Here is a 21431-nt window from a genome sequence, read left to right as displayed (position 1 = left end):
GGCTAATTTTGTAACAAAATTACAATAAATTCCGCAAATTGAGGAGAACCAATATGGCGGTAAATAATGCTGCTCAAGCCTGTGACTTGATTATTTTCGGCACCAAAGGAGACCTCGCTCGTCGTAAGTTGCTTCCATCCCTTTATCAGTTGGAGAAAGCAGGCTACATTCACCCAGACACCCGTATCATCGGTGTAGGGCGTGCGCAGTGGAGCCAGAGCGATTATGTTGAGTTTGTTGAAAAGGCGTTCAGCGAATTTTTAAAAGAAGATCTCGACCCAGTACTTTGGGAGAGGCTCAGTGCGCGTTTAGATTTCTGCAATTTGGATGTTAATCAAACCGAAAATTTCGATAGCTTGGCACAAATGTTGAAGCAAGACTGCCATCCCGCTATCCACTATTTTGCTATGCCGCCGAGCACTTTTGGGGCAGTTTGCCATGGACTTGGACATGCAGGTTTAAATAAACAGCCTAACCGTGTTGTGATGGAAAAACCGTTAGGTACAGATTTAGCGTCTTCTCAAGAAATCAACAATGAAGTAGCGAAATATTTTGATGAAAGTCAGGTCTATCGTATCGACCATTACCTCGGTAAAGAAACGGTACTTAACCTGCTGGCTCTACGTTTTGCTAACTCATTATTTATCAACAACTGGGATAATCGCACCATTGACCATGTGCAGATCACCGTTGCAGAAGAAGTGGGTATAGAAGGGCGCTGGGGGTATTTTGATCAGGCAGGTCAAATGCGCGATATGGTGCAAAACCACCTATTACAAATTCTCACCATGATCGCGATGTCGCCACCTGCTGATCTCACCACTGACCGGATCCGTGATGAAAAAGTGAAAGTGTTACGTTCATTACGTCGAATTGACCACACTAATGTCAGAGAAAAAGCGGTTCGCGGGCAGTATACTGCGGGCTTTGTTCAAGGTAATAAGGTCCCCGGTTATCTTGAAGAAGAAGGCGCTAATAAACAAAGTATGACAGAAACCTTTGTTGCGCTACGCGTTGACATCGATGATTGGCGCTGGGCGGGAGTACCTTTTTATTTACGCACAGGTAAGCGTTTACCTGCTAAGTGCTCTGAAGTTGTTGTTTATTTTAAAAAGCCAGCACTGAATATTTTCTCTGAAAGTTATCAGGAATTACCGCAAAACAAGCTCACTATTCGTCTGCAACCGGATGAAGGGATTGATATTGAGATCATGAATAAGGCACCGGGCCTTGATCACAAACATCGCTTGCAAACCACTAAGCTGGACTTGAGTTTCTCAGAAACCTTTAATCAAACACACCTTGCGGATGCTTATGAGCGCTTATTGCTTGAAGCAATGCGCGGTATTCAAGCGCTGTTCGTACGCCGTGATGAGGTTGAAGAGGCTTGGAAGTTTGTTGATTCCATTATGGATGCGTGGGCTATGGATAATGAAGCCCCTAAACCATACCAAGCGGGTACTTGGGGGCCTATCGCATCGGTTGCGATGATCACTCGTGATGGGCGTTCTTGGAACGAATTTGAATAAACTATAGTTGATTTATCTCGTAGGCCAGCTTGCTCTAGAAGGAAGCTGGCCTTATTTTTATCCATGGTGCGAGAGCATCTTACAGCACTAACTCACTTCTTCCTGTCGCCGCCATATGAATAATACCTTGCTCTATCCGTAAACAAGCCATTTTAGCCGCATCGGGAACAGACAGCCCCGCGAGTAATTGAGCTGTTAACTCTGCACCAAATAGATCGCCGGTGCCTTTTGGCGTGACAGGGTAACGTTTATGGCGAATAACCGCGACATCCTGTTTGGTGACACACACGACCTCAATACTTTCATCATCGGGTTGGAATGCACTGGTAATGATCACCCATTGTGTATGGCCTTTTAGTAATGAACGAGCAGCTTGAGTTGCATCATCAAGGGTCTTTATCTGTTGACCACTTAGTGTCGCGAGTTCAAATTTATTGGGGATGATACCTGTTGCAAGCGGCAATACTTCATCGCGATACACATCGGCAATTTCTGGGGGAATATAAAAACCGCTATCTTCATCCCCCATAACAGGATCGACAATGACAGGTATAGAAGGGTATGACTGACGTACACTTGATAACCATTGTGCAAGATCATGGGCTTTATCTCTAGAGCCTAAATATCCCGTTAGGATCGCACGTACACTGCCAAGGCAATCGCGCTCAACTAATCCAGACAGATAGCCTCGAAACCATTCACCCGGTAATTCGCCGCCGTGACATGTCACATAATGGGGGGTATTGCTTAAAATCACTGTCGGTACAGCAGCGACCCTTAGCCCTTGCTTCATCAGTGCCGGAACCGCAATACTGTTACCGACACTGCCGTAAATAACTTGCGACTGGATGGAGATGACATCATAAGGCAGCGGCGTGGCATTTGCATCGTTTTGAAAACTGTTAGAGGTGAGGTTAAAGGTGTCCATTTATCTCTCTTTCGGCCAAAATTAAGCAGTTAGCTAATATAAGATGCCTGTTTGCCGTTGAAGTCAATCATAAACAATGGATAGGACTACGTAATAAAAGAAAACAATGAAAAATTTATTTTTTTCAATAAAAAGTATGGTTATCTAGTGAGAAGTTTGTGGTTGATTATTCGTTTCACTTGAGAATAGGTCAAGGTTAGTTGATTATTTCTTGCATAATTATGCAAGAAATATTCATTTAAAAAAGCTTTTTATATTCATTGACTTAATATTTTTGGCATGATAAAAATAACCTGTAATCAACAATTATATGAGGGTTCGGAGTAACTTGGATGGATGTCCATCCGATGAAATGAATGAGATATCATGCTTAGCGTGAATAGCATTAAAATCAGTAAGTCCCAAAGAAGAACTACCCATCGGCTTTTCCTTTCAGCGATCCTTTCCAGTGAACACCACTGGTGCGGTGCATTATAGCGTCTCTCTCTATTATTCATTTTGCTGAATAAAATCAGCATCACTTTGATATTTATTTGTTTTTTATAATTGCACAAAATTTTTCTTAGCCGAAAAGTTTGCTATTTCTGTATGAATAATAAGCAGTCGTGCGATTATCCATAGAGAGATTATATAATGATATATTGGATATTTTTAGCATTAGCTATCATTACCGAAGTGATCGGTACATTATCGATGAAACACGCCAGCGTGAGTGGTGATTTTACTGGGATGGCAGTAATGTATGTCATGATTGCATCTTCTTACATTTTGCTAGCTGTTGCTGTGAAAAAAGTTGCCCTTGGGGTTGCATACGCCTTATGGGAAGGGATCGGTATTCTATTTATCACGACGTTTAGTGTGTTGTGGTTTGGCGAGTCGCTTTCCCCTATGAAAATTGGTGGCTTAGTATTGTTAATCGCAGGAATTGGATTAATTAAATCAGGTACTAAAAAATCGACCGTCACTCAGTCTGCTCAAAAAGTGAAAGAAGCGGCGGGGCGTGCGGTCTCTGCGGTTAAATCAGGTGGTTTGGCACAAGAACGTGCTAAAACGGAGGCCTGATTATGGACGTCCAATTTGAATGGTGGCACGGCGCATTTTTAGTTCTTGCTGTGGTACTGGAAATTCTTGCAAACATCCTCTTAAAAATGTCGAACGGCTTTAAACGTTACTGGTTAGGCATTTTATCTTTAGTGGCAGTATTAGGCGCATTTAGCTCGTTGGCTCAAGCAGTCAAAGGTATCGAATTGTCGATTGCTTATGCGTTGTGGGGCGCTTTTGGTATTATTGCGACGGTAGCCGCGGGGTGGATCCTTTTCAATCAGCGGCTAAATTATAAAGGTTGGGGTGGTATCGTCCTGTTATTGTTGGGGATGGTGCTTATTAAGATGTCTTAAAAAATAGAGCGCCAATTGATGATTGGCGCTCTATTTTTTTATGATAAATCGTTTGCTAGGTGTCGTTATTCAATAGCGGCAACAATTTTGATTTCGACTTTATATTCCGGTTTCATCAGCGCCGCTTGTACAGTACAACGAACCGGTGCGCTGCCTTCAACAACCCAAGCATCCCATGCTTGATTCATTCCCGCAAAATCGGCTTTGTCAGCAAGGAAAATCGTTGCATCAAGGATTTTACTTTTGTCAGAACCCACGCGTTGTAAAAGAATATCAATCGCTGAAAGGGTATTAGCTGTTTGAGCAATAATATCAGCATCTAAGTTATCCGGTACACTGGTGTAGTAGACAACATTGTTGTGAATAACCGCTTCAGACCAACGTTTGTCAGGGTCAATTCTTTCAATCGTCATCATTATTCCTTAGTTCATTTCATTAGTGAGTCTTTTTAAGGATAACAGCTTGCTTTATTGATGAAAAATCCTTTCTATGACGATTGGATGATTTAGCTCAGCAGGCAACATCAAGACATGATAAAGTAGACGCCTTCAAAGAGAACAATAAATGGGTTTGCGGTGCACGACGATTTTTCTTCTAATGGCTTTTTGGCGAGAACAATCCCAGGTTTTCAACCACGAGCAGCCCAAGTCAAAATGTCACATGCTGTCACGGAGGCAATTGAAAAACAGCATGTACTAGTGGCTGAAGCGGGAACAGGAACAGGCAAAACATACGCTTATTTGGTGCCCGCCTTACGTTCGGGTAAAAAAGTGATTGTTTCGACTGGATCGAAAGCGTTACAAGATCAGCTTTATCACCGTGACTTACCCACGATTATAGACGCGATGAAATTTAATGGGCGGACAGCGTTATTAAAAGGCCGCTCAAATTATCTTTGCTTAGAGCGTTTAGATCAGCAGTCATTAGGCGGGGGTAGCCTTGAGCCAGAAATATTGTCTGCCGTTGTCCGCTTACGCAACTGGTCCATTGAATCGGAGTCTGGGGATATCAGCACTTGTCACGATATCGCGGAAGATCATGCCGTTTGGCCATTAGTCACCAGCACTAATGACAACTGTCTCGGCAGTGATTGCCCTCGTTATCAAGAATGCTTTGTATTAAAAGCGCGCCGCAAAGCATTAGATGCTGACATTATCGTTGTTAACCATCATCTCTTTATGGCTGATCGTGTTGTTAAAGATACGGGGTTTGGGGAGTTAATGCCACAAGCTGATGTGATGATTTTTGATGAAGCGCATCAAATCCCCGATATTGCTAGCCAATATTTCGGTCAACAACTCAGTAGCCGCCAGCTTCTTGATCTCGCACGTGATATGGTTATGGCCTATCGCACAGAGCTAAAAGATCTGGTTCAGCTACAAAAAAGTGCAGATAGGCTAACCCAAAGCACATTGGATTTTCGCTTAAATTTAGGTGAGAGCAGCTTTCGTGGTAACTTGCGTGATCTATTGAAAAGCCCTGTGGTGCAGCGCGCGTTGACATTACTCGATGATTCTCTCGAGTTATGTTATGAAGTAATCAAGACATCATTAGGGCGTTCGCAAACATTAGATTCCGTTTTTGAACGGGTGACTCTCTACCGTAATCGTTTGAATCGGCTAAAAGATGTCACAATTCCAGGTTATAGCTATTGGTTTGAAAGCTATGGCCGGCATTTTTTATTAGCGATAACACCACTGACGGTTGCGGAAAAATTCAGTGAAATGATCTCCAGTACGCCAGCAAGTTGGGTATTCACATCGGCAACGTTATCCGTTAATGAACAACTCAATTACTTTACCGATAGATTGGGTTTAACGTCAGCGAAAACCTTGCTATTGGCGAGCCCTTTTGATTATCAAAGCCAAACTTTACTCTGTGTGCCACGTTTTTTACCGGAAACAAACCAAAAAGGGGTGGCACAAAAACTTGCGAATATGTTGCGACCACTGATTATAAAAAACCAAGGGCGCTGCTTTTTCTTGTGTACATCACATATGATGATGCGTGAATTAGCCGAAGAGCTGAGAACAACACTCGTGTTACCTGTGCTTATGCAAGGCGAAAGCAGTAAAAATAAGTTACTTGCCCAATTTATTGCGGCGGGAAATGCAGTGCTTGTTGCAACGAGTAGCTTTTGGGAAGGGGTAGATGTCAGAGGGGATGAACTGACATGTGTGATTATCGACAAATTACCGTTTACAGCCCCTGATGACCCATTATTACGGGCGCGTATTGAGGATTGCCAATTAAGAGGCGGTGACCCATTTGCGGATGTTCAAATTCCTGATGCGGTGATCACCTTAAAGCAAGGTGTTGGGCGTTTGATCCGTGATACCAGTGATTACGGCGTTATTGTGATTTGCGATAACCGTTTAGTAACACGTCCATATGGTAAGGTTTTTTTGAATAGTTTACCGCCGTCACCAAGAACTCGCAGTTTATCTAAAGCAATTGAGTTTCTTGAGAAAAAACGAATAGAACATAATAATAGCAATTAAACCAAGGTCATAAGCGGTTTTTTCTGCTATTTCATTTTGAGTTTATGCTACTATAAACGTCATTTTCAGGTCACTGTACAGGTACAGTGGCATCAAATCTAATCATTTGCCGGAGTTGTGGCATGTCGAGCCGTATTCTTGCTGTTGATACAGCAACAGAAGCATGTTCAGTCGCATTGTTATGCGATGGAGAAATTATTTCGCGTTTTGCCGTTTCGCCTCGAGAGCATACACAAAAAGTGTTGCCAATGGTGGACGAGGTATTATCCCAAGCGGGGGTCACTTTAAACCAATTGGATGCGTTAGCGTTTGGTCGTGGACCGGGGAGTTTTACGGGCGTTCGCATCGGGGTCGGTATCGCCCAAGGGTTAGCACTCGGCGCCAATTTACCGATGATCGGTGTTTCATCATTGATGACACTGGCAGAAGGGGCATATCGAACGCAAGGACATGAGCAGGTTTTGACGGCGATTGATGCGCGCATGACAGAGGTATATTGCGCTCAATATCAGCGTACAGCAGAGGGCATATGGCTCGGTGAGGATACCGAAGCTGTTATGGCGCCGGAGCTATTTAGAGATTCAATCGCTCAGTTGGCAGGGCAATGGAGCCTAGCAGGAACAGGTTGGCAAGCTTATCCGCAATTAAAAGACAGTGCGCTTTCGTTGATTGAGAGTGGGATCACATTGCCAGCGGCACAAGATATGTTACCGATTGCTGAACGTTTATGGCGTGCGGGTCAGGTACAAGCCGTCGAAAACGTTGAACCAACATATTTACGTAACGAAGTGACGTGGAAAAAACTGCCGGGTCGTGAATAGGTATATTTTTTAGATTGGCTATGCTTATTTTATTGTTAAGTTAGGCATAGCCAAGTTCTGTTTTACGCTTTTTTCCTACCAATATTTACTGTCTTAAATGGATGTTTTTTTTAATTTGATGATTGAAATTAGCATCGAGACTCATCAAGCCTTATTTTATCAGTCTATAATTGAATTATTCGTGTATTTATCTCTCAAAGTATTGAACATATCGTGTTATGTTAGTTGATATTAATGTTAATCCTTGCCGTCTGAATTTATAATTAAAGCTAAATGGAGGTGGTATATGGGTATAAAAATTAACAGCCGTTCGACATTTAAAGCGGTTTTATTTGTCGGCATATTAACGTTAACGGGGTGTGTGTCGATCCCAGCCTCAATTCAAGGCTCGTCACCTAATCCAGCGGTTAACTTATCGTCAGTACAAAATGCGCCTGAAATGTATATTGGGCAGGAAGGGCGTTTTGGTGGGAAAGTAATCTCTGTTTTTAATCAGCCTAATAAAACGCGATTAGAAATTGCCGTGATCCCACTGAATAAATATGATGCAGCACCAGAATTAAATACGGCATCAACTGGTCGTATTTATGCCTTTGTTAATGGGTTCCTTGACCCTGCTGACTATAATGGTCGTTACATCACAGTGGTGGGTAAAATTACCGGAGAGCAGCCTGGTAAAATTGGTGATATCCCCTATAAGTATGTCACGTTAGACGTAACGGGTTACCAGCGTTGGAATTTAGCGCAAAGTGTAATTTTGCCGCCACCAGGCCCGTGGGGTTATGGGTATTACGGAAACCCTTATTACTATAACCATCCTTGGGGTTACGGATATGGCTATGGTTATGGCTATCCGGGGGGTGTTGCTCCAGTACAAACCTATTTAACCGAATAAAATGAGAAGTGAAAGGCTATTTATTCGGCAATGAGCTTAGTCAGTTTATTTATTAGGTTTATACGTGGGAAATATGTTAATTTTTCCAAAAATGATTCAAAAAAGTGTATTATTATGATATCTACACCAGATATCGTTCTGGAATAACATACTAAAACGAAATAGGCGGAATAGTCCGCCTATTTTTGTTTCGAAGGAATGAAATTTATTTAGTGATAGACCTCTCAACCTTAGCACAGGGTATTTTTCAAACTGGTACGCTGAGTTAATAATTTGTTAAAAGAGTGTTTGAGTTATATTACTATACTAAAATTCAGGAGTCATACTTTGGAAAAAATCTGGCTGAAAAATTACCCAAGCGATGTGCCGGAAGAGATCGATCCTGATCGCTTTGCTTCTTTAGCAGAGTTACTTGAAAATTCGGTTTCGCAATATGCTGACCAACCTGCATTCATCAACATGGGTGCGGTGATGACTTATCGCAAGTTAGAAGAGAGAAGTCGTGCTTTTGCCGCTTACCTACAAAATGGGTTAGGGTTAAAAAAAGGCGACCGCGTCGCGTTGATGATGCCTAACTTGCTGCAATACCCGATAGCTCTATTTGGCGTTTTGCGCGCGGGTATGGTTGTCGTCAATGTTAACCCACTTTATACCCCAAGGGAGCTAGAGCACCAGTTAAATGATAGTGGTGCAACGGCCATTGTCATTGTGTCTAACTTTGCTCATACCCTTGAAAAAGTGGTGTTTAATACCAAGGTTAAGCACGTTATTTTAACTCGGATGGGGGATCAACTCTCTCGTCCGAAAGCGACATTAGTGGATTTTGTCGTCAAGTATGTTAAACGGTTGGTGCCTAAATACCATTTACCAGATGCTATCTCTTTCCGACGTGCGATGCATTACGGTTATCGTATGCAATATATCAAGCCAAAGATCAATGGCGATGACCTTGCGTTCCTTCAGTATACCGGAGGGACGACAGGGGTAGCGAAAGGGGCAATGCTAACGCACCGTAATATGTTAGCGAATATCGAGCAAGCTCGAGCGGCTTATGGTCCGGTATTAAAAATAGGTTCAGAATTTGTTGTTACGGCACTACCGCTCTATCACGTCTTTGCTCTTATGGTAAATTGCTTCCTGTTTATTAATGTCGGGGGGGTGAACTTATTGATTACTAACCCTCGTGATGTGGCAGGTACCGTTAAAGAGCTAGCACGTTATCCGATCACTTCGATTACGGGTGTTAATACCTTATTCAATGCATGGTTACATAACGCAGAGTTTCAACAACTGGATTTTTCTAAACTCAGGTTGACGGTTGGTGGCGGGATGCCTGTTCAAAAAGTGGTTGCTGAAAAATGGCAAAAACTGACTGGGAAGCATTTATTAGAAGGGTATGGATTGACGGAATGTTCGCCACTTGTCACTGGAAACCCGTATAATCTGACGGCTTATAGTGGTAGTATCGGGTTACCGGTTCCATCAACAGAAATCAAGCTGGTTGATGATGATGGAAATGAGGTTGCACTTGGGGAACCAGGGGAAATGTGGGTGAAAGGTCCACAGGTGATGAAAGGGTATTGGAACCGCCCTGATTCAACCGCGGAAATTTTACATGATGGCTGGTTAGCGACGGGGGATATTGCTGAAATAGACAGTGAAGGTTATATCCGCATTGTCGATCGTAAAAAAGACATGATCATCGTTTCGGGCTTCAATGTCTATCCAAACGAAGTGGAAGATGTGATTTCATCTCATCCTGATGTCGTAGAGTGTGCCGCGATTGGTGTGCCGAGTACGAGTACAGGGGAGGCAGTTAAAGTCTTTGTTGTTAGTAGTAATCCTAATCTAACGTCAGATGATCTGAAAACATTTTGTCGCCGCTCATTAACCGCCTATAAAGTACCTAAGTTATTTGAGTTCCGAACCGAGCTACCAAAATCGAACGTTGGTAAAATATTGCGTAGAGAACTACGTGATGAAGAGAAACAGCAAAAAGATAAATCAACAGCGTAACGTTGTCATATCGGTTTGCATCCCTATGAGTAACGCCGGTTTTTACCGGCGTTACTGTGATGAGAATATAAAAAGAGAAATTTGTTTTGAATTATCGTTTAGTTACAACTGATAGCGAACTTGCACAGGTATGCCAGCAGGCGAGTGAAGCCGATTGGTTGGCATTGGATACCGAATTTGTCCGTACTCGAACTTACTATCCACAATTAGGTTTGCTACAGCTTTATGATGGAAAACAAGTTTCACTGATTGACCCGTTATCTATTAGCGACTTTTCACCGTTTAAAGCCTTACTGACAAATAAGAGCCTCACTAAGTTTTTACATGCCGGTAGTGAGGATCTTGAAGTGTTTTTGCATGATTTTGAGTGTGTGCCTGAACCGATGGTCGACACACAGGTTATTGCAGCCTTTTTGGGTTATCCAATCTCCTGTGGTTTCGCTTCTTTAGTTTCTGAATACTTAGGCATAGAGCTTGATAAGAGTGAATCTCGAACCGACTGGCTAGCGCGCCCCTTAAGTGAAAAACAGTGCCAATATGCGACGGCAGACGTGCTTTATTTGCTGCCGTTAGCCAAGATCCTGATGCAGAAAGTGGAAGAGTCAGGCTACCTTTCTGCTGCGCTAGAAGAGTGCCAAAGAACGGTTGAACGCAGACAAAATGTGACTGATCCTGCATTAGCTTACCGTAATATCACCAATGTTTGTCAGTTAAAGAATGAGCAATTGGCTTGCTTGCAAATGCTGGCGGAATGGCGGCTAAATCAAGCAAAAGCGCGTGATATGGCGATTAACTTTGTGGTTAAAGAGGAGCATCTTTGGAAAGTGGCGCGTTATTTACCCGGTTCATTAGGTGAATTAGACGCATTAGGGCTGACGGGGCAAGAGATCCGCTGTCATGGAAGGCGGTTACTCAGTATTGTTGAAAAAGCCAAACAAATGGATGAGAGTGAATATCCCCCCACAGTGGCGAATTTGAATGAGCAACCTCAATATAAAACGTTATTTAAAGAGATAAAGAGTGTTGTTAAAGAAATTGCAGAGCATGAGAAATTCAATGCGGAATTGCTTGCTTCAAGGCGACAAATAAACCAGTTGCTCTCGGTACATTGGGGGATCAAATCTATCCCTAATCAGCCAGAATTACTTGATGGTTGGCGAGGAAGAATGCTTGCTGAGCCAATTACAAAGCTCCTTCAACAAGCGCGTTAATGGCCTATTTTCACTCCTAGGTTTGCTAGGAGTGAAATGTTAACCTTTTACCTAGTGAATAGTGACGGCACTTAAGCGTTGAATAGCTCACCCACTCATTAATCAATCGATTTATTTACTGCACTGCTACGGTTTCGACAGAAAGTTAACTATCGGCAGAGGCGTATCGGAGAGTTGGGGGATTTTGTATTTCTTTTGGCAATAGACACCCAAACCACATAGAACAAATATTCATTCCATTGATGATTATTTAAATTCAATTGGTTGAACAAATAAAAAAGCAAGCCGCTATTTACAACTTAAAAACAACGGCTATTTGCTATGATTATTTTTCAGGAGCCTTGATTTCATCACCTTCCGGTAACGTAACGTTGAGTTCAAGTACTGAGATATCATCACCTTTTTGTTCGAATTGTACAGAAAGCATCTCAGGGTCAACTTGCACGTATTTACAAATAACCTGCAAAATATCTCTTTTCATATCAGCAAGATAAGGAGGTTCACTATCACCGCGGCGACGTTCTGCAACGATGATTTGCAATCGCTCTTTTGCGATATTTGCTGTCGACTTTTTTCTCGACAGAAAGAAATCCAATAAAGCCATTATTTACCCCCCAAATAGGCGTTTCAAGAAACCTTTTTTCTCTTCTTCAATGAATCGGATAGGGCGCTCTTCACCTAAAATACGGTCAACACAGTCACTGTATGCCTGACCTGCATCAGATTCTGCGTCTAAGATGACCGGTTCACCTTGGTTTGATGAACGTAGAACAGATTGGTCTTCAGGGATCACACCAATTAATGGAATACAAAGTATTTCCAGCACATCTTCCATGCTTAACATATCACCACGCGTCACACGACCTGGGTTATAGCGGGTTAATAACAAGTGCTCTTTGATAGGATCGAGCCCTTTTTCGGCGCGGCGTGATTTAGAGGCGAGAATACCCAAGATGCGGTCAGAGTCACGAACAGAAGAAACCTCAGGGTTCGTGGTGATGATCGCTTCATCTGCAAAGTAAAGTGCCATTAATGCACCACTTTCAATACCGGCTGGGGAGTCACATACGATAAAATCAAAAGACAAGTCATTACTTAATTCGTCGAGTATTTTTTCAACGCCTTCACGTGTCAGTGCGTCTTTGTCACGAGTTTGTGATGCTGGCAGAATATAAAGATTCTCGGTGCGTTTATCTTTAATCAGTGCCTGATTTAATGTGGCATCACCTTGAATGACGTTAACGAAGTCATACACTACTCGGCGTTCACATCCCATGATCAGGTCGAGGTTACGTAGACCGATATCAAAATCGATCACAACCGTTTTTTTCCCTCTTTGAGCTAGGCCTGTAGCTATGGCCGCGCTTGAAGTGGTTTTACCGACGCCACCTTTACCAGATGTAACAACAATTATGCGTGCCATGAATAATTCCTTGTAAATAAGGTCTAAATTAAGTTTTCAATATTTAATCTGTTGTCAACGAGACAAAGTTTCGCTGCTTTGCCGAGAAATTCAGACGGGATCTGATCACTCAGCCAATATTCACCTGCAATAGACACTAACTCTGCTTGCAAGTGGACACAAAAAATTTGGCTTTCCGTATCGCCAGAAGCACCTGCAAGTGCTCGGCCTCTCATTATGCCATATATATGAATATTACCATCTGCCAACAATTCTGCACCTGCACTCACATTACTTGTTACGATGAGATCACTATTTGGTGCATAAATTCGTTGGCCTGAACGAACAGGGGCATTAATAATTCGTGTTTTCCGGTAATTAAACTCAGGTTCGGCGGGAGTGGCTACCTCAACCGGTGTATGAACAGCCTTAGGTTGAGTATCAACGGCTTTTTGGCTTTTCCCCTCATTGAGAACCGGTAAGCCTGCATCATTGACTTTCTTACGTAGCAAAGGATCGGTACATCCGCTTATTCCGACAACCCTTAAGCCAACCGATATAATTGCTTTGTGAATACTGTATAAATCAGCATTTGTGGTTAAATCAGCAATGTTGATAACCACTGGCGCATTTTTAAGGAAGTCAGGAGCTTGACTAACCTTATCTTGTAGCGCTTTTTTGATGAGTTTGGGTTCTTCACTGTGTAAGTGAAGAACAGAAAGAGTAAAACTACTGCCTTTGAGTTCTATTGGCGACTGTGACATCTATCCGGGCTCAGCAAATTAAAATATCCGAAACAAACTTCGGGTGACGATATTCTGTAAAACAATAGCATGTTATAGTTACTACATTCTTCAAGCAAGCCAATGAACTAAGAAAAAGAGTTAAATATAATGATTTGTGCAATATATCGTAGTCCTAACCGTGAACAAACATATCTTTATATTGAGAAGAAGGATGATTTTTCTCGTGTACCTGAAGAACTCATGAAACAATTTGGTACTCCTCAATTTGCGATGACCCTTTCCCTTGCAAACCGCGACAAGCTGGCAAATGCAGACATTGAGAAAGTCAAAGCTGATTTAATTGAAGTTGGGTATTATCTGCAATTTCCACCTCCAGTTGAAAACCTACTCGCTGAATATCGAGAGTCTTACAGCGAATAAAATTAGGATAATACTTAGATGTTAATTTACTTGTGGAGGTGATGTGATAAAACCAACGTTATTATTTACTTTAATTAGCGGCCTATTTTTAGCTAGCTGCTCAGCAAAACAACCTATTTTGGTTACACCACAGGCTGAGCAAGATGCCATGATTGCAAAAGAGGTGATCGCGCTAAATAAAGCTTTTCCACTCGAAGAGCGTGAACCATCGCAATTCCCTGCTTATGTGGAGTTGTTAAAAGAGCATGCATTAGCTCAAGGTATTCAACCTGCCACTATTGAACGTGGTTTCGCCCATATTCATTTTATTGAACGCGTTGTTAAGGCCGATAAAGGGCAACCGGAAAAAAGAGCAACAGTGACTTTAGAAAGTTATCTCAAGAATGTGCTACCTGCATCACGCATTAATGCAGGCGCGGAAAAATATTGGGAAAATGAGTCACTCTTAAATGCGATTAGCCATCGTTATGGCGTACCGCCCCAATATATTGTTGCATTGTGGGGGCTAGAAAGTGGCTTTGGTCGCTCCCAAGGTAAAGAAGATGTTATCTCAGCATTAGCTACGCTTTCATTTGAAGGCCGCCGTGAAGCATTATTCAGTAAACAGTTGCTGGCTGCACTGGAAATTATGGATAAAGGCTATATACCGGAAGAGCAGCAGTTAAAAGGCTCTTGGGCAGGCGCCATGGGCCAAAGCCAATTTATGCCGACGTCTTATTTATCTTATGCGGCGGATGGTGATGGCGATGGCAAAATGGATATTTGGAACAATAAGGCGGATGTGTTTGCCTCAATTGCCAATTACCTGTCTACGGAAGGCTGGCAGTCTGCACTACCTTGGGGCTATCAAGTGAGCCTACCTACCGACTTTGATAAGCAACTGGAAGGCGTGAAAGCAGAGCAGGGCAAAACGGTTGCACAGTGGGAGCAACTTGGCGTTAAACTCCCTGCATCTGCGCAGTTATCATCCAATTTAAAAACGTGGGTTGTTATCCCTGATGATCCATTAGGGCGTGCATACTTAGTAACTGAAAACTTCCGCACGATCATGCATTGGAATCGTTCATATTACTTTGCTTTGAGCGTTTGCCTCATGGCTGATGGCGTTGCTCAAAAAATACAATAACGATAATAGGAGTTACAACTATGTACCAACATCGTGACTGGCAAGGTGCCTTACTGGATTTCCCTGCAAACAAAGTGGTTTGTGTTGGCAGTAACTATGCGAAACATATAAAAGAAATGGGCTCAGCACACCCCGAAGAGCCTGTGATTTTTATCAAACCTGAAACGGCATTATGTGACGCTAACCAACCGATTGTTATTCCAAAAGATCTTGGCTCTGTACACCATGAGATAGAATTAGCGGTTTTGATTGGTATGCCCTTAAAAAATGCTGATGAAGATAGAGTTTCTCGCTCAATCGCGGGTTTTGCTGTGGCATTAGATTTAACGTTGCGTGATTTGCAGGCAAAATTTAAAAAAGCAGGGCAGCCATGGGAAAAAAGTAAAGCGTTTGATGGCTCATGTCCTATTTCAGGCTTTATTCCGGTTAATAACTTTGGTGATCCGCAAAGTGCCCAGCTTTCACTGGAGATCAATGGGGAAATTCGCCAGTCAGGCTCTACTCGTGATATGATCACGCCAATATTACCTCTGATTAGCTATATGTCTCGCTTTTTTACTTTGCGTGCGGGGGATATTATTTTAACGGGAACACCAGAGGGTGTCGGGCCGTTGACATCGGGTGATATGTTAAAGCTCTCAATTAATGACCACTCGTTAACGACTCGAGTGATCTAATGATATAGGATTGATAAGTATTATGTCTCAGCCTTTCTGGCAGGTAAAAACGTTAGATGAAATGACTGACGATGAATGGGAATCACTGTGTGACGGTTGTGGTCAGTGTTGTTTACATAAGCTGATGGATGAAGACACGGATGAAATTTATTTTACTAACGTGGCTTGTAATCAATTAAATATCAAGACCTGCCAGTGTAAGCATTATGAAGATCGTTTCAGTTATGAGGCAGATTGCATCAAGCTCAATCGCTACAATTTAGAAACGTTTGAATGGTTGCCACACACTTGTGCTTATCGTTTATTGCTAGAAGGTAAAACCTTACCTGCATGGCATCCTCTTAAAACGGGGTCAAAAGCGGCAATGCACAGTGAGCGGATCTCTGTTCGCCATATCGCGGTTAGAGAAAAAGATGTGGTGGATTGGGAAGACCATATCATGAATCGGCCAGTAGATAGAACATCATCTTAATCAGATAAGCTTGATTTAGCCAATATGTTTGAATAACGCGACAGCCCTATTTTATAGGGCTGTCGTATTTTAAAACAGTGACGTATTAAAATTCTTCATAAACAGCAGGATCTTGATTGCGTAATCGACCATTAGCAGAAGATAAGTTATTTATTGCTTGCATATCTTCCGGCGATAATTCGAAATCATAAACATCAATATTTTCAATTTGGCGTGACGAATGCGCCGATTTCGGTATTGGTAATGCACCTAACTGTAAATGCCAACGTATGATAATTTGCGATACCGATTTATTATAGCGACTCGCTAAATTGAGTAAGGTTGGATTAGATAACACATCACCAGCACGACCTAATGGGCTCCATGATTGCGTAATGATCCCTTTAGATTGGTCATACTGACGCTGTTTGGCTTGATTAAAATTAGGATGCAGCTCAATTTGATTGACCACGGGAAGTATGCCCGTCTCTTTTTCTAATGTTTCTAGATGTTCGGGGAGAAAATTACACACCCCAATACTTCTGATTAAACCTGAACGTTGTGAATCGATTAATGCTTGCCAAGCCTCAACAAATGTTCCTCTTTTCGGATTTGGCCAGTGGATCAAATAAAGGTCAACATAATCTAAACCTAATCGAGCCACTGATTCTTGGATAGTGTGCATGGCATTATTGTATTGTTGGTGTCGGCCAGGTAATTTCGATGTGACGGTTATTTGATCTCTAGGAACTGAGCTATTTTTAATGGCTTTGCCGACAATACCTTCATTCTCATAATTAAATGCAGTATCTAATAAACGATAGCCATGTGATAGCGCACTTTCAATAACCCGAACCCCATGTAAACCTTTTAATGAATATGTTCCAAAACCAATTTGAGGGATTTGGAATCCATCGAGTAATTCATATGATGGGATCATAGTGTCTCCTGATAGATGTCAAAACTGTACCCAATATATCACCGCGTAAGAACTTATTTTGTCGATTTGGGCAGTAGCAATAACATCATGATGGCAATGACCAAAGCGCAAACCGTCAGTAACACTCGGTCAATCGCTAATACAATAGGCCCAGCAGTGGCCGTTAAGTTAAATGTTAATGCGATAGCGGTTAAACAAAATGTCCAATAGCCATAACGTTTCGCACCGATCATTAACATGGCGAATAACAATAGGCCCACTAAGGAAACGTGTAAGAGTGGGTTATTTGATAAACCAAGTAAAAGCCCCCCTACAGCAGCACCGAGCAGAGTGCCTGCACCACGTTGTTTTAGCCTTTGCCAAGTTGCTGTCCGTTCAGATTTCATCACTCTTAAACCAGCAGCAGGTAACCAACAGGGATGAGAGCTAGGGAGCAGGGTTGCAAGAGCACTCCCGATGAGCGCAACGAGAACTATTGCCACAGAGAAGCGCTGTACTGCGGGAGTGCGCATATCAATTTGAGTTGTTGGTGCGGGAAGGTCATGACGGGGCAACAGAATATAAGCAATAATGACGCCCCAAAATGTACCGAGTGTAAATGCGATGCCATAAAATAAGCTACCCTGAGCGGGGACCTGACCAATTGATAGGAAATAAGCTAAAACGCCAAGGGCGATTGGTAAACGTAGATAGGTTGACCGCAATTCGGCATAGCCTTGAAAAAAAGCGCCAAGTCCAGAGCAAATAAAGAATAAAAGGCTACCAAGGGTGACATTAACACCGATTACCGCAAGAGCAGATAAAATGCAGGCTCCTTGCAGTAAAACATAAATAGGTTTTTTCGTGGGGAGTTTAGGAAATGACACAACTAATAAATATGCACCAAAAGAGATCAAAGTCCCTAACATGGGTTGCTTATAGAGGATAGCAATAAACCATGGAGCGATAACCCATAGAGAAAGTAAAAAGGCACTTCGGGTTTGGGGCAAAGAAATTGGCATTAGACGATCTCACCTTATAAATTAATCATATTCATACAGTGTATAAGTTGATAACTCAACGAATAACTTACTGAGAATTATTATAATTTTCCATCATCTCTATTTGAGCATCATTGATTGCCCCGCCAACCTATCACTCGGAAAATGACATAACCAGCGTATAGCAACATCAATATGCCACTCTGGTAGTCGTTTGTATTGCTATCTTCTATTTTTGTAAAATTAAGTAATTAAGACCTATCTTTTTCTTGAGTATGGCATGGTAAAGCCTCTAAAGGGAGGAAACCAAAATGCATCAAATGAAAACAGAAGTTGTGGTTATTAGACTCACTAAGCAAGAAAGAGCAGAGCTTGACGCTAAGAAAACTAAGCCCATTCTCTCAGACTGGTTAAAAGAGCTCGCATTTGCAGCCCCCGATAACCCAGACAATAAGAATATTGAAGGTAAACCCGCCTAGCGGAGTGATGATTTTATTCTCTACAAAATGGGCTTGCATGGTATATCTCAGTCAATAAAGGCGTTGAATGCAATTAACTTTATGGCTAATAGTAGGTTAATTGCATTCACTTAATGGAATGTAGCAGTTTAAGTCAGCAATTTTGTAAGGTGCTGTTAAAGAGGTTAACGGTAGTTTTAATTGATTGGTCGCTAACAATATGAAAGTAGTAACTTAACAACAATGTCGATTAAAGTTTGATCGGTGTGTGTAGTTGAAAGAGATCTAACTCTCACTTCTTGCGATAACAGATATTCAATATACGATGTGTGCTTTATGTTATGGTCTAAATAAGTTGCATTAAACAGGCTTATTCGCTCCATTAATCTTGTTATCTTTAGATAGATTATTGCGCAAAGTGATCTAACTAACCTTAACTGAGCATCTTTTTTGTTCAGCACTGGTGAAATAAAAAGCTATTTATACTCTTTAGGTGAGTTTTAGGACTATTCTTAAGGATGGTTTTGATATCTGAGTTAAGTCTCAATAGAGGGGAGGGTAAATTATTTTTTAACATTAGTTATCAAATGGTTACACATTTAAAAAAAATTGAATAGATCAAAAAATATGAAGAAAAAATGTGCATACATCAAATTAATTGATAACATTTACTAATAATAAGTAACCTTTGTTATTTCTTCATTAGCGCATTTTGGGTGCTAGGCAAGGAATAAAATAGCGAAATAAAAAGAACTTTTGAAATATAGTCAAATCACAAGTAATTATTCTACTTACTAGATCAAAATAAAGCCTATTACTTTCTGATTTATCGCTTAAGTTTTGCTTTTAATCTAAAAATACACCTTTATCCATATAATCATATTGTTTTACTCCTTACATGAGTAAATAATCCAATTATGATGCATTACCGTTATATCATAAATATATTCTCAAATGAGAATTAATTCCATCAATGAATAAACATAAAATTAATTTATATTATTTAAAACCCAAATATCATATTTAGACTAATATTTATTTTGAGTATATAAATTTAGAATAAGTAGTCACAATAAGGATAATCTTATTTAGAATAGTTTTTGCATTTATCTCTTTTATAAAATATCACTATAAGATCATTTTTTAGAATTTGTTAAAAACATAAAAATAAAAAACAAACAATCAATTTGATAAATTAGCGTAAAACGAGTAATACATCGTGTATATTCAATAAGGTTTTTCGATCAATAGCAGTTGTTTGATAGGCTAAGACTATTAAATTTTATTGTATCTCATGATAAAAACGATTTAATGTAATTTAAGTTTTTATGTATCCTCTCTCCGAAATCATATAGACCACGTTATGATTATTAATTCTAAAAATGGACTGATTAAGATAGAACTATATTTTTAATTAAATTATTAGCAGTAGCTTAAATACACGGAAATAAATGTGTAACCATATTAAACATATGGTCAACACCCTACGCTAATTATTTATTAAAAGACTAGGTGCTTAATAAGTTCTGTTTAGTGTAATAATAAAAACCCTCATATTAGGAAATGACAATGAAAAAAGTATTACTGACTGCAATTGCTACTGCAATTATTGGTGCATCTTCTGCTTACGCTGCAACTGAAAACGCTGGTGGTGGCCAAGTTAATTTTTACGGTAAAGTGACAGATGTTTCTTGTACTATTTCTGTTGACGGCCAAGGTAGTGACGCTAAAGTTTATTTGGCTCCTGTTTCAGTAAAAGAAGTTAAAGATGCAGGTGCAAATACTTACCTGAAACCAAAATCATTTGTTATTGACGTGACTAATTGTCAAGGTACAGCTGATGACACTACATTAAATGTTAACTGGACTGGTGGTAACGTATTAGTAGGTGCTTCTGGTGCAAACGAAGGTTATTTAGCTAACACTGATTCAACGGGTGCTGAAAATATTCAATTAGTATTAGCAACTAATGCTGATCCTGATTTAAAAACCAAAATCAACCCAACTAGTGCTACTCAACCTAAAGCAAAAACAGTTGATATTGCTGACGGTTCACGTTTCACTTATTACGTAGGTTACGCAACTTCTACGCCAGATACTGTTAGCAGCGGTATCGTAGAAAGCTATGCAACTTACGAAATTACTTACGAATAATATTAAATTAATTTAAAAGTAATATTTATCTAAGCGGTAGGTTAACTGCCGCTTTTATTTAGAGGTTCAAATGAAAGCAATTGTTTTATTCTTCTGCTTCGTTTTCAGTGCATCTTCATTAGCGAACAACATTATTGTTAACGGCACACGATTTATTTATCCTGGAAATGAAAAAGAAATTACAGTGCAGTTAAATAATACCGCGGATAGACCAGCTGTCGCACAAGCATGGTTAGATACCGGTGATGCATCTGAAACACCAGATACAATAAAAACACCATTTCAAATTACGCCTCCAATATCTCGTATTGATGCTAAGGGTGGTCAAACTCTCCGTATTAAATTAATGGATAAAAATGGACTACCACAAGATAAGGAAAGTTTATGGTGGCTGAATATTTTAGATATTCCACCGACAGTCCGAACTGCAGGAAAAGAAGATCAAAACTTTTTACAACTGGCAATTCGTTCTCGTTTTAAATTTATTTATCGTCCTGTAGGTTTAGGTAGCCGTGAATTAGCACCTGAAAAACTAATTGTGAGTGCTAATGGAAATAATCTGACTATAAATAACCCAACACCATTTTTTATTACCATTACAAAAATTTCTACAGATGGAAAAAATGGGTTAACTGATAAAGCGGTTATGGTGGCACCAAAAAGCCAGAGCTCAGTGGTATTGAAAAAAACAATTAAAGCAGGTGAAAACATTGTTTTGAACAATATCAATGATTATGGGGCGGACATAGCAGTTAAAACAACTGTTAAATAGGACAGAA

22 protein-coding genes are annotated in these 21431 nt (G+C 40.7%); 15 read left to right on the top strand and 7 right to left on the bottom strand.

Going from position 1 to position 21431, the window contains the following annotated elements:
• The first annotated feature begins 53 nt into the window (after nt 1-53).
• Nucleotides 54-1529, top strand: coding sequence for a glucose-6-phosphate dehydrogenase (gene zwf, locus PSF11_RS03235; protein ID WP_004919491.1), 1476 nt, complete (start codon nt 54-56; stop codon nt 1527-1529).
• A 79-nt stretch (nt 1530-1608) separates the two neighbouring features.
• Here zwf and pdxK read toward each other — a convergent pair whose 3' ends face one another.
• Complete coding sequence (gene pdxK, locus PSF11_RS03230) at nt 1609-2457, bottom strand: pyridoxine/pyridoxal/pyridoxamine kinase (protein ID WP_004919494.1); 849 nt, start codon at nt 2455-2457, stop codon at nt 1609-1611.
• Nucleotides 2458-3090: 633 nt separating this feature from the next.
• Here pdxK and mdtJ point away from each other — a divergent pair.
• Together mdtJ and mdtI are read left to right on the top strand one after the other, a co-directional pair.
• Complete coding sequence (gene mdtJ, locus PSF11_RS03225; RefSeq protein WP_004919496.1) at nt 3091-3519, top strand: multidrug/spermidine efflux SMR transporter subunit MdtJ; 429 nt, start codon at nt 3091-3093, stop codon at nt 3517-3519.
• Between the two features lie 2 nt (nt 3520-3521).
• A complete protein-coding gene (mdtI, locus tag PSF11_RS03220) occupies nt 3522-3854 on the top strand; it encodes a multidrug/spermidine efflux SMR transporter subunit MdtI (protein ID WP_004919498.1) in 333 nt (110 codons plus the stop codon).
• A gap of 65 nt (nt 3855-3919) precedes the next feature.
• Here mdtI and PSF11_RS03215 read toward each other — a convergent pair whose 3' ends face one another.
• Entirely contained in the window at nt 3920-4267 is a 348-nt protein-coding gene (locus tag PSF11_RS03215) for a RidA family protein (RefSeq protein WP_014658300.1), read from the bottom strand.
• Nucleotides 4268-4429: 162 nt separating this feature from the next.
• On the opposite strand from PSF11_RS03215, the gene PSF11_RS03210 reads away from it, so the two are divergent.
• From PSF11_RS03210 to rnd, 5 genes are all read left to right on the top strand, one after another.
• Nucleotides 4430-6355 (top strand): ATP-dependent DNA helicase, encoded by a 1926-nt coding sequence (locus PSF11_RS03210; protein ID WP_036940136.1) that lies wholly within the window; start codon nt 4430-4432, stop codon nt 6353-6355.
• A gap of 122 nt (nt 6356-6477) precedes the next feature.
• On the top strand, nt 6478-7176 hold the full coding sequence (tsaB, locus tag PSF11_RS03205; RefSeq protein WP_004919503.1) for a tRNA (adenosine(37)-N6)-threonylcarbamoyltransferase complex dimerization subunit type 1 TsaB: 699 nt from the start codon (nt 6478-6480) through the stop codon (nt 7174-7176).
• 286 nt (nt 7177-7462) lie between these two features.
• Nucleotides 7463-8071: a Slp family lipoprotein gene (locus PSF11_RS03200; protein ID WP_004919506.1), complete on the top strand. Its 609-nt coding sequence runs from the start codon at nt 7463-7465 to the stop codon at nt 8069-8071.
• Between the two features lie 327 nt (nt 8072-8398).
• Nucleotides 8399-10087 carry a long-chain-fatty-acid--CoA ligase FadD gene (gene fadD / locus PSF11_RS03195; RefSeq protein WP_004919508.1) on the top strand — a complete coding sequence of 563 codons (1689 nt, stop codon included), beginning with the start codon at nt 8399-8401 and terminating at the stop codon, nt 10085-10087.
• 86 nt (nt 10088-10173) lie between these two features.
• Nucleotides 10174-11298, top strand: coding sequence for a ribonuclease D (rnd, locus tag PSF11_RS03190; protein WP_004919510.1), 1125 nt, complete (start codon nt 10174-10176; stop codon nt 11296-11298).
• Between the two features lie 325 nt (nt 11299-11623).
• Here the strand turns inward: rnd and minE are convergent, their stop codons facing one another.
• The 3 genes from minE to minC are packed head-to-tail and all read right to left on the bottom strand — an operon-like array spanning nt 11624 to nt 13464.
• On the bottom strand, nt 11624-11902 hold the full coding sequence (gene minE / locus PSF11_RS03185; RefSeq protein ID WP_004919515.1) for a cell division topological specificity factor MinE: 279 nt from the start codon (nt 11900-11902) through the stop codon (nt 11624-11626).
• Nucleotides 11903-11905: 3 nt separating this feature from the next.
• Entirely contained in the window at nt 11906-12721 is an 816-nt protein-coding gene (gene minD, locus PSF11_RS03180) for a septum site-determining protein MinD (protein ID WP_004919516.1), read from the bottom strand.
• Between the two features lie 23 nt (nt 12722-12744).
• Nucleotides 12745-13464 (bottom strand): septum site-determining protein MinC, encoded by a 720-nt coding sequence (gene minC / locus PSF11_RS03175; RefSeq protein ID WP_004919519.1) that lies wholly within the window; start codon nt 13462-13464, stop codon nt 12745-12747.
• A gap of 129 nt (nt 13465-13593) precedes the next feature.
• Here minC and PSF11_RS03170 point away from each other — a divergent pair, with 129 nt between their 5' ends.
• Genes PSF11_RS03170 through PSF11_RS03155 form a run of 4 tightly spaced genes read left to right on the top strand, consistent with a single transcriptional unit; the run spans nt 13594 to nt 16141 of the window.
• Entirely contained in the window at nt 13594-13866 is a 273-nt protein-coding gene (locus tag PSF11_RS03170) for a YcgL domain-containing protein (protein WP_004919520.1), read from the top strand.
• Nucleotides 13867-13909: 43 nt separating this feature from the next.
• Entirely contained in the window at nt 13910-14992 is a 1083-nt protein-coding gene (locus PSF11_RS03165; protein ID WP_072502243.1) for a lytic murein transglycosylase, read from the top strand.
• Nucleotides 14993-15012: 20 nt separating this feature from the next.
• Nucleotides 15013-15669 carry a fumarylacetoacetate hydrolase family protein gene (locus PSF11_RS03160; protein WP_004919523.1) on the top strand — a complete coding sequence of 219 codons (657 nt, stop codon included), beginning with the start codon at nt 15013-15015 and terminating at the stop codon, nt 15667-15669.
• A 19-nt stretch (nt 15670-15688) separates the two neighbouring features.
• Nucleotides 15689-16141, top strand: a complete 453-nt coding sequence (locus tag PSF11_RS03155) for a YcgN family cysteine cluster protein (RefSeq protein WP_088499444.1) — start codon at nt 15689-15691, stop codon at nt 16139-16141.
• A gap of 85 nt (nt 16142-16226) precedes the next feature.
• On the opposite strand, the gene PSF11_RS03150 is transcribed toward PSF11_RS03155, so the two are convergent.
• Both PSF11_RS03150 and PSF11_RS03145 read right to left on the bottom strand, forming a co-directional pair.
• The gene (locus PSF11_RS03150) at nt 16227-17060 is read right to left on the bottom strand and encodes an aldo/keto reductase (protein ID WP_004919527.1); all 834 of its coding nucleotides are present in this window, start codon (nt 17058-17060) and stop codon (nt 16227-16229) included.
• A gap of 53 nt (nt 17061-17113) precedes the next feature.
• Nucleotides 17114-18061 carry an FUSC family protein gene (locus PSF11_RS03145; protein ID WP_004919529.1) on the bottom strand — a complete coding sequence of 316 codons (948 nt, stop codon included), beginning with the start codon at nt 18059-18061 and terminating at the stop codon, nt 17114-17116.
• Between the two features lie 290 nt (nt 18062-18351).
• Here PSF11_RS03145 and PSF11_RS03140 point away from each other — a divergent pair, with 290 nt between their 5' ends.
• The 3 genes from PSF11_RS03140 to PSF11_RS03130 all read left to right on the top strand — a co-directional run bounded on the left by PSF11_RS03140 (nt 18352) and on the right by PSF11_RS03130 (nt 21424).
• Nucleotides 18352-18519: a hypothetical protein gene (locus tag PSF11_RS03140; protein WP_004919531.1), complete on the top strand. Its 168-nt coding sequence runs from the start codon at nt 18352-18354 to the stop codon at nt 18517-18519.
• A gap of 1548 nt (nt 18520-20067) precedes the next feature.
• Nucleotides 20068-20652 carry a fimbrial protein gene (locus PSF11_RS03135; RefSeq protein WP_004919533.1) on the top strand — a complete coding sequence of 195 codons (585 nt, stop codon included), beginning with the start codon at nt 20068-20070 and terminating at the stop codon, nt 20650-20652.
• A gap of 70 nt (nt 20653-20722) precedes the next feature.
• Nucleotides 20723-21424, top strand: coding sequence for a fimbrial biogenesis chaperone (locus PSF11_RS03130; RefSeq protein ID WP_072502244.1), 702 nt, complete (start codon nt 20723-20725; stop codon nt 21422-21424).
• Nucleotides 21425-21431 lie beyond the last annotated feature (7 nt).

Source organism: Providencia sp. PROV119, from assembly GCF_028482435.1.
GTDB lineage: Bacteria > Pseudomonadota > Gammaproteobacteria > Enterobacterales > Enterobacteriaceae > Providencia > Providencia stuartii.
Note: the sequence above shows the minus strand (reverse complement) of the source record. Positions and strands in the feature narration are given on the sequence as shown.

Excerpts from the sequence above, each read along its gene's own strand:
- PSF11_RS03140 (WP_004919531.1), top strand. The coding sequence starts at position 18,352 with ATGCATCAAATGAAAACAGAAGTTGTGGTTATTAGACTCACTAAGCAA.
- PSF11_RS03215 (WP_014658300.1), bottom strand. The coding sequence starts at position 4,267 with ATGACGATTGAAAGAATTGACCCTGACAAACGTTGGTCTGAAGCGGTT.
- PSF11_RS03160 (WP_004919523.1), top strand. The coding sequence starts at position 15,013 with ATGTACCAACATCGTGACTGGCAAGGTGCCTTACTGGATTTCCCTGCA.
- mdtI (WP_004919498.1), top strand. The coding sequence starts at position 3,522 with ATGGACGTCCAATTTGAATGGTGGCACGGCGCATTTTTAGTTCTTGCT.
- PSF11_RS03130 (WP_072502244.1), top strand. The coding sequence starts at position 20,723 with ATGAAAGCAATTGTTTTATTCTTCTGCTTCGTTTTCAGTGCATCTTCA.
- PSF11_RS03150 (WP_004919527.1), bottom strand. The coding sequence starts at position 17,060 with ATGATCCCATCATATGAATTACTCGATGGATTCCAAATCCCTCAAATT.
- PSF11_RS03135 (WP_004919533.1), top strand. The coding sequence starts at position 20,068 with ATGAAAAAAGTATTACTGACTGCAATTGCTACTGCAATTATTGGTGCA.
- tsaB (WP_004919503.1), top strand. The coding sequence starts at position 6,478 with ATGTCGAGCCGTATTCTTGCTGTTGATACAGCAACAGAAGCATGTTCA.
- minE (WP_004919515.1), bottom strand. The coding sequence starts at position 11,902 with ATGGCTTTATTGGATTTCTTTCTGTCGAGAAAAAAGTCGACAGCAAAT.
- minD (WP_004919516.1), bottom strand. The coding sequence starts at position 12,721 with ATGGCACGCATAATTGTTGTTACATCTGGTAAAGGTGGCGTCGGTAAA.
- mdtJ (WP_004919496.1), top strand. The coding sequence starts at position 3,091 with ATGATATATTGGATATTTTTAGCATTAGCTATCATTACCGAAGTGATC.
- PSF11_RS03170 (WP_004919520.1), top strand. The coding sequence starts at position 13,594 with ATGATTTGTGCAATATATCGTAGTCCTAACCGTGAACAAACATATCTT.
- pdxK (WP_004919494.1), bottom strand. The coding sequence starts at position 2,457 with ATGGACACCTTTAACCTCACCTCTAACAGTTTTCAAAACGATGCAAAT.
- zwf (WP_004919491.1), top strand. The coding sequence starts at position 54 with ATGGCGGTAAATAATGCTGCTCAAGCCTGTGACTTGATTATTTTCGGC.
- PSF11_RS03200 (WP_004919506.1), top strand. The coding sequence starts at position 7,463 with ATGGGTATAAAAATTAACAGCCGTTCGACATTTAAAGCGGTTTTATTT.
- minC (WP_004919519.1), bottom strand. The coding sequence starts at position 13,464 with ATGTCACAGTCGCCAATAGAACTCAAAGGCAGTAGTTTTACTCTTTCT.
- PSF11_RS03145 (WP_004919529.1), bottom strand. The coding sequence starts at position 18,061 with ATGCCAATTTCTTTGCCCCAAACCCGAAGTGCCTTTTTACTTTCTCTA.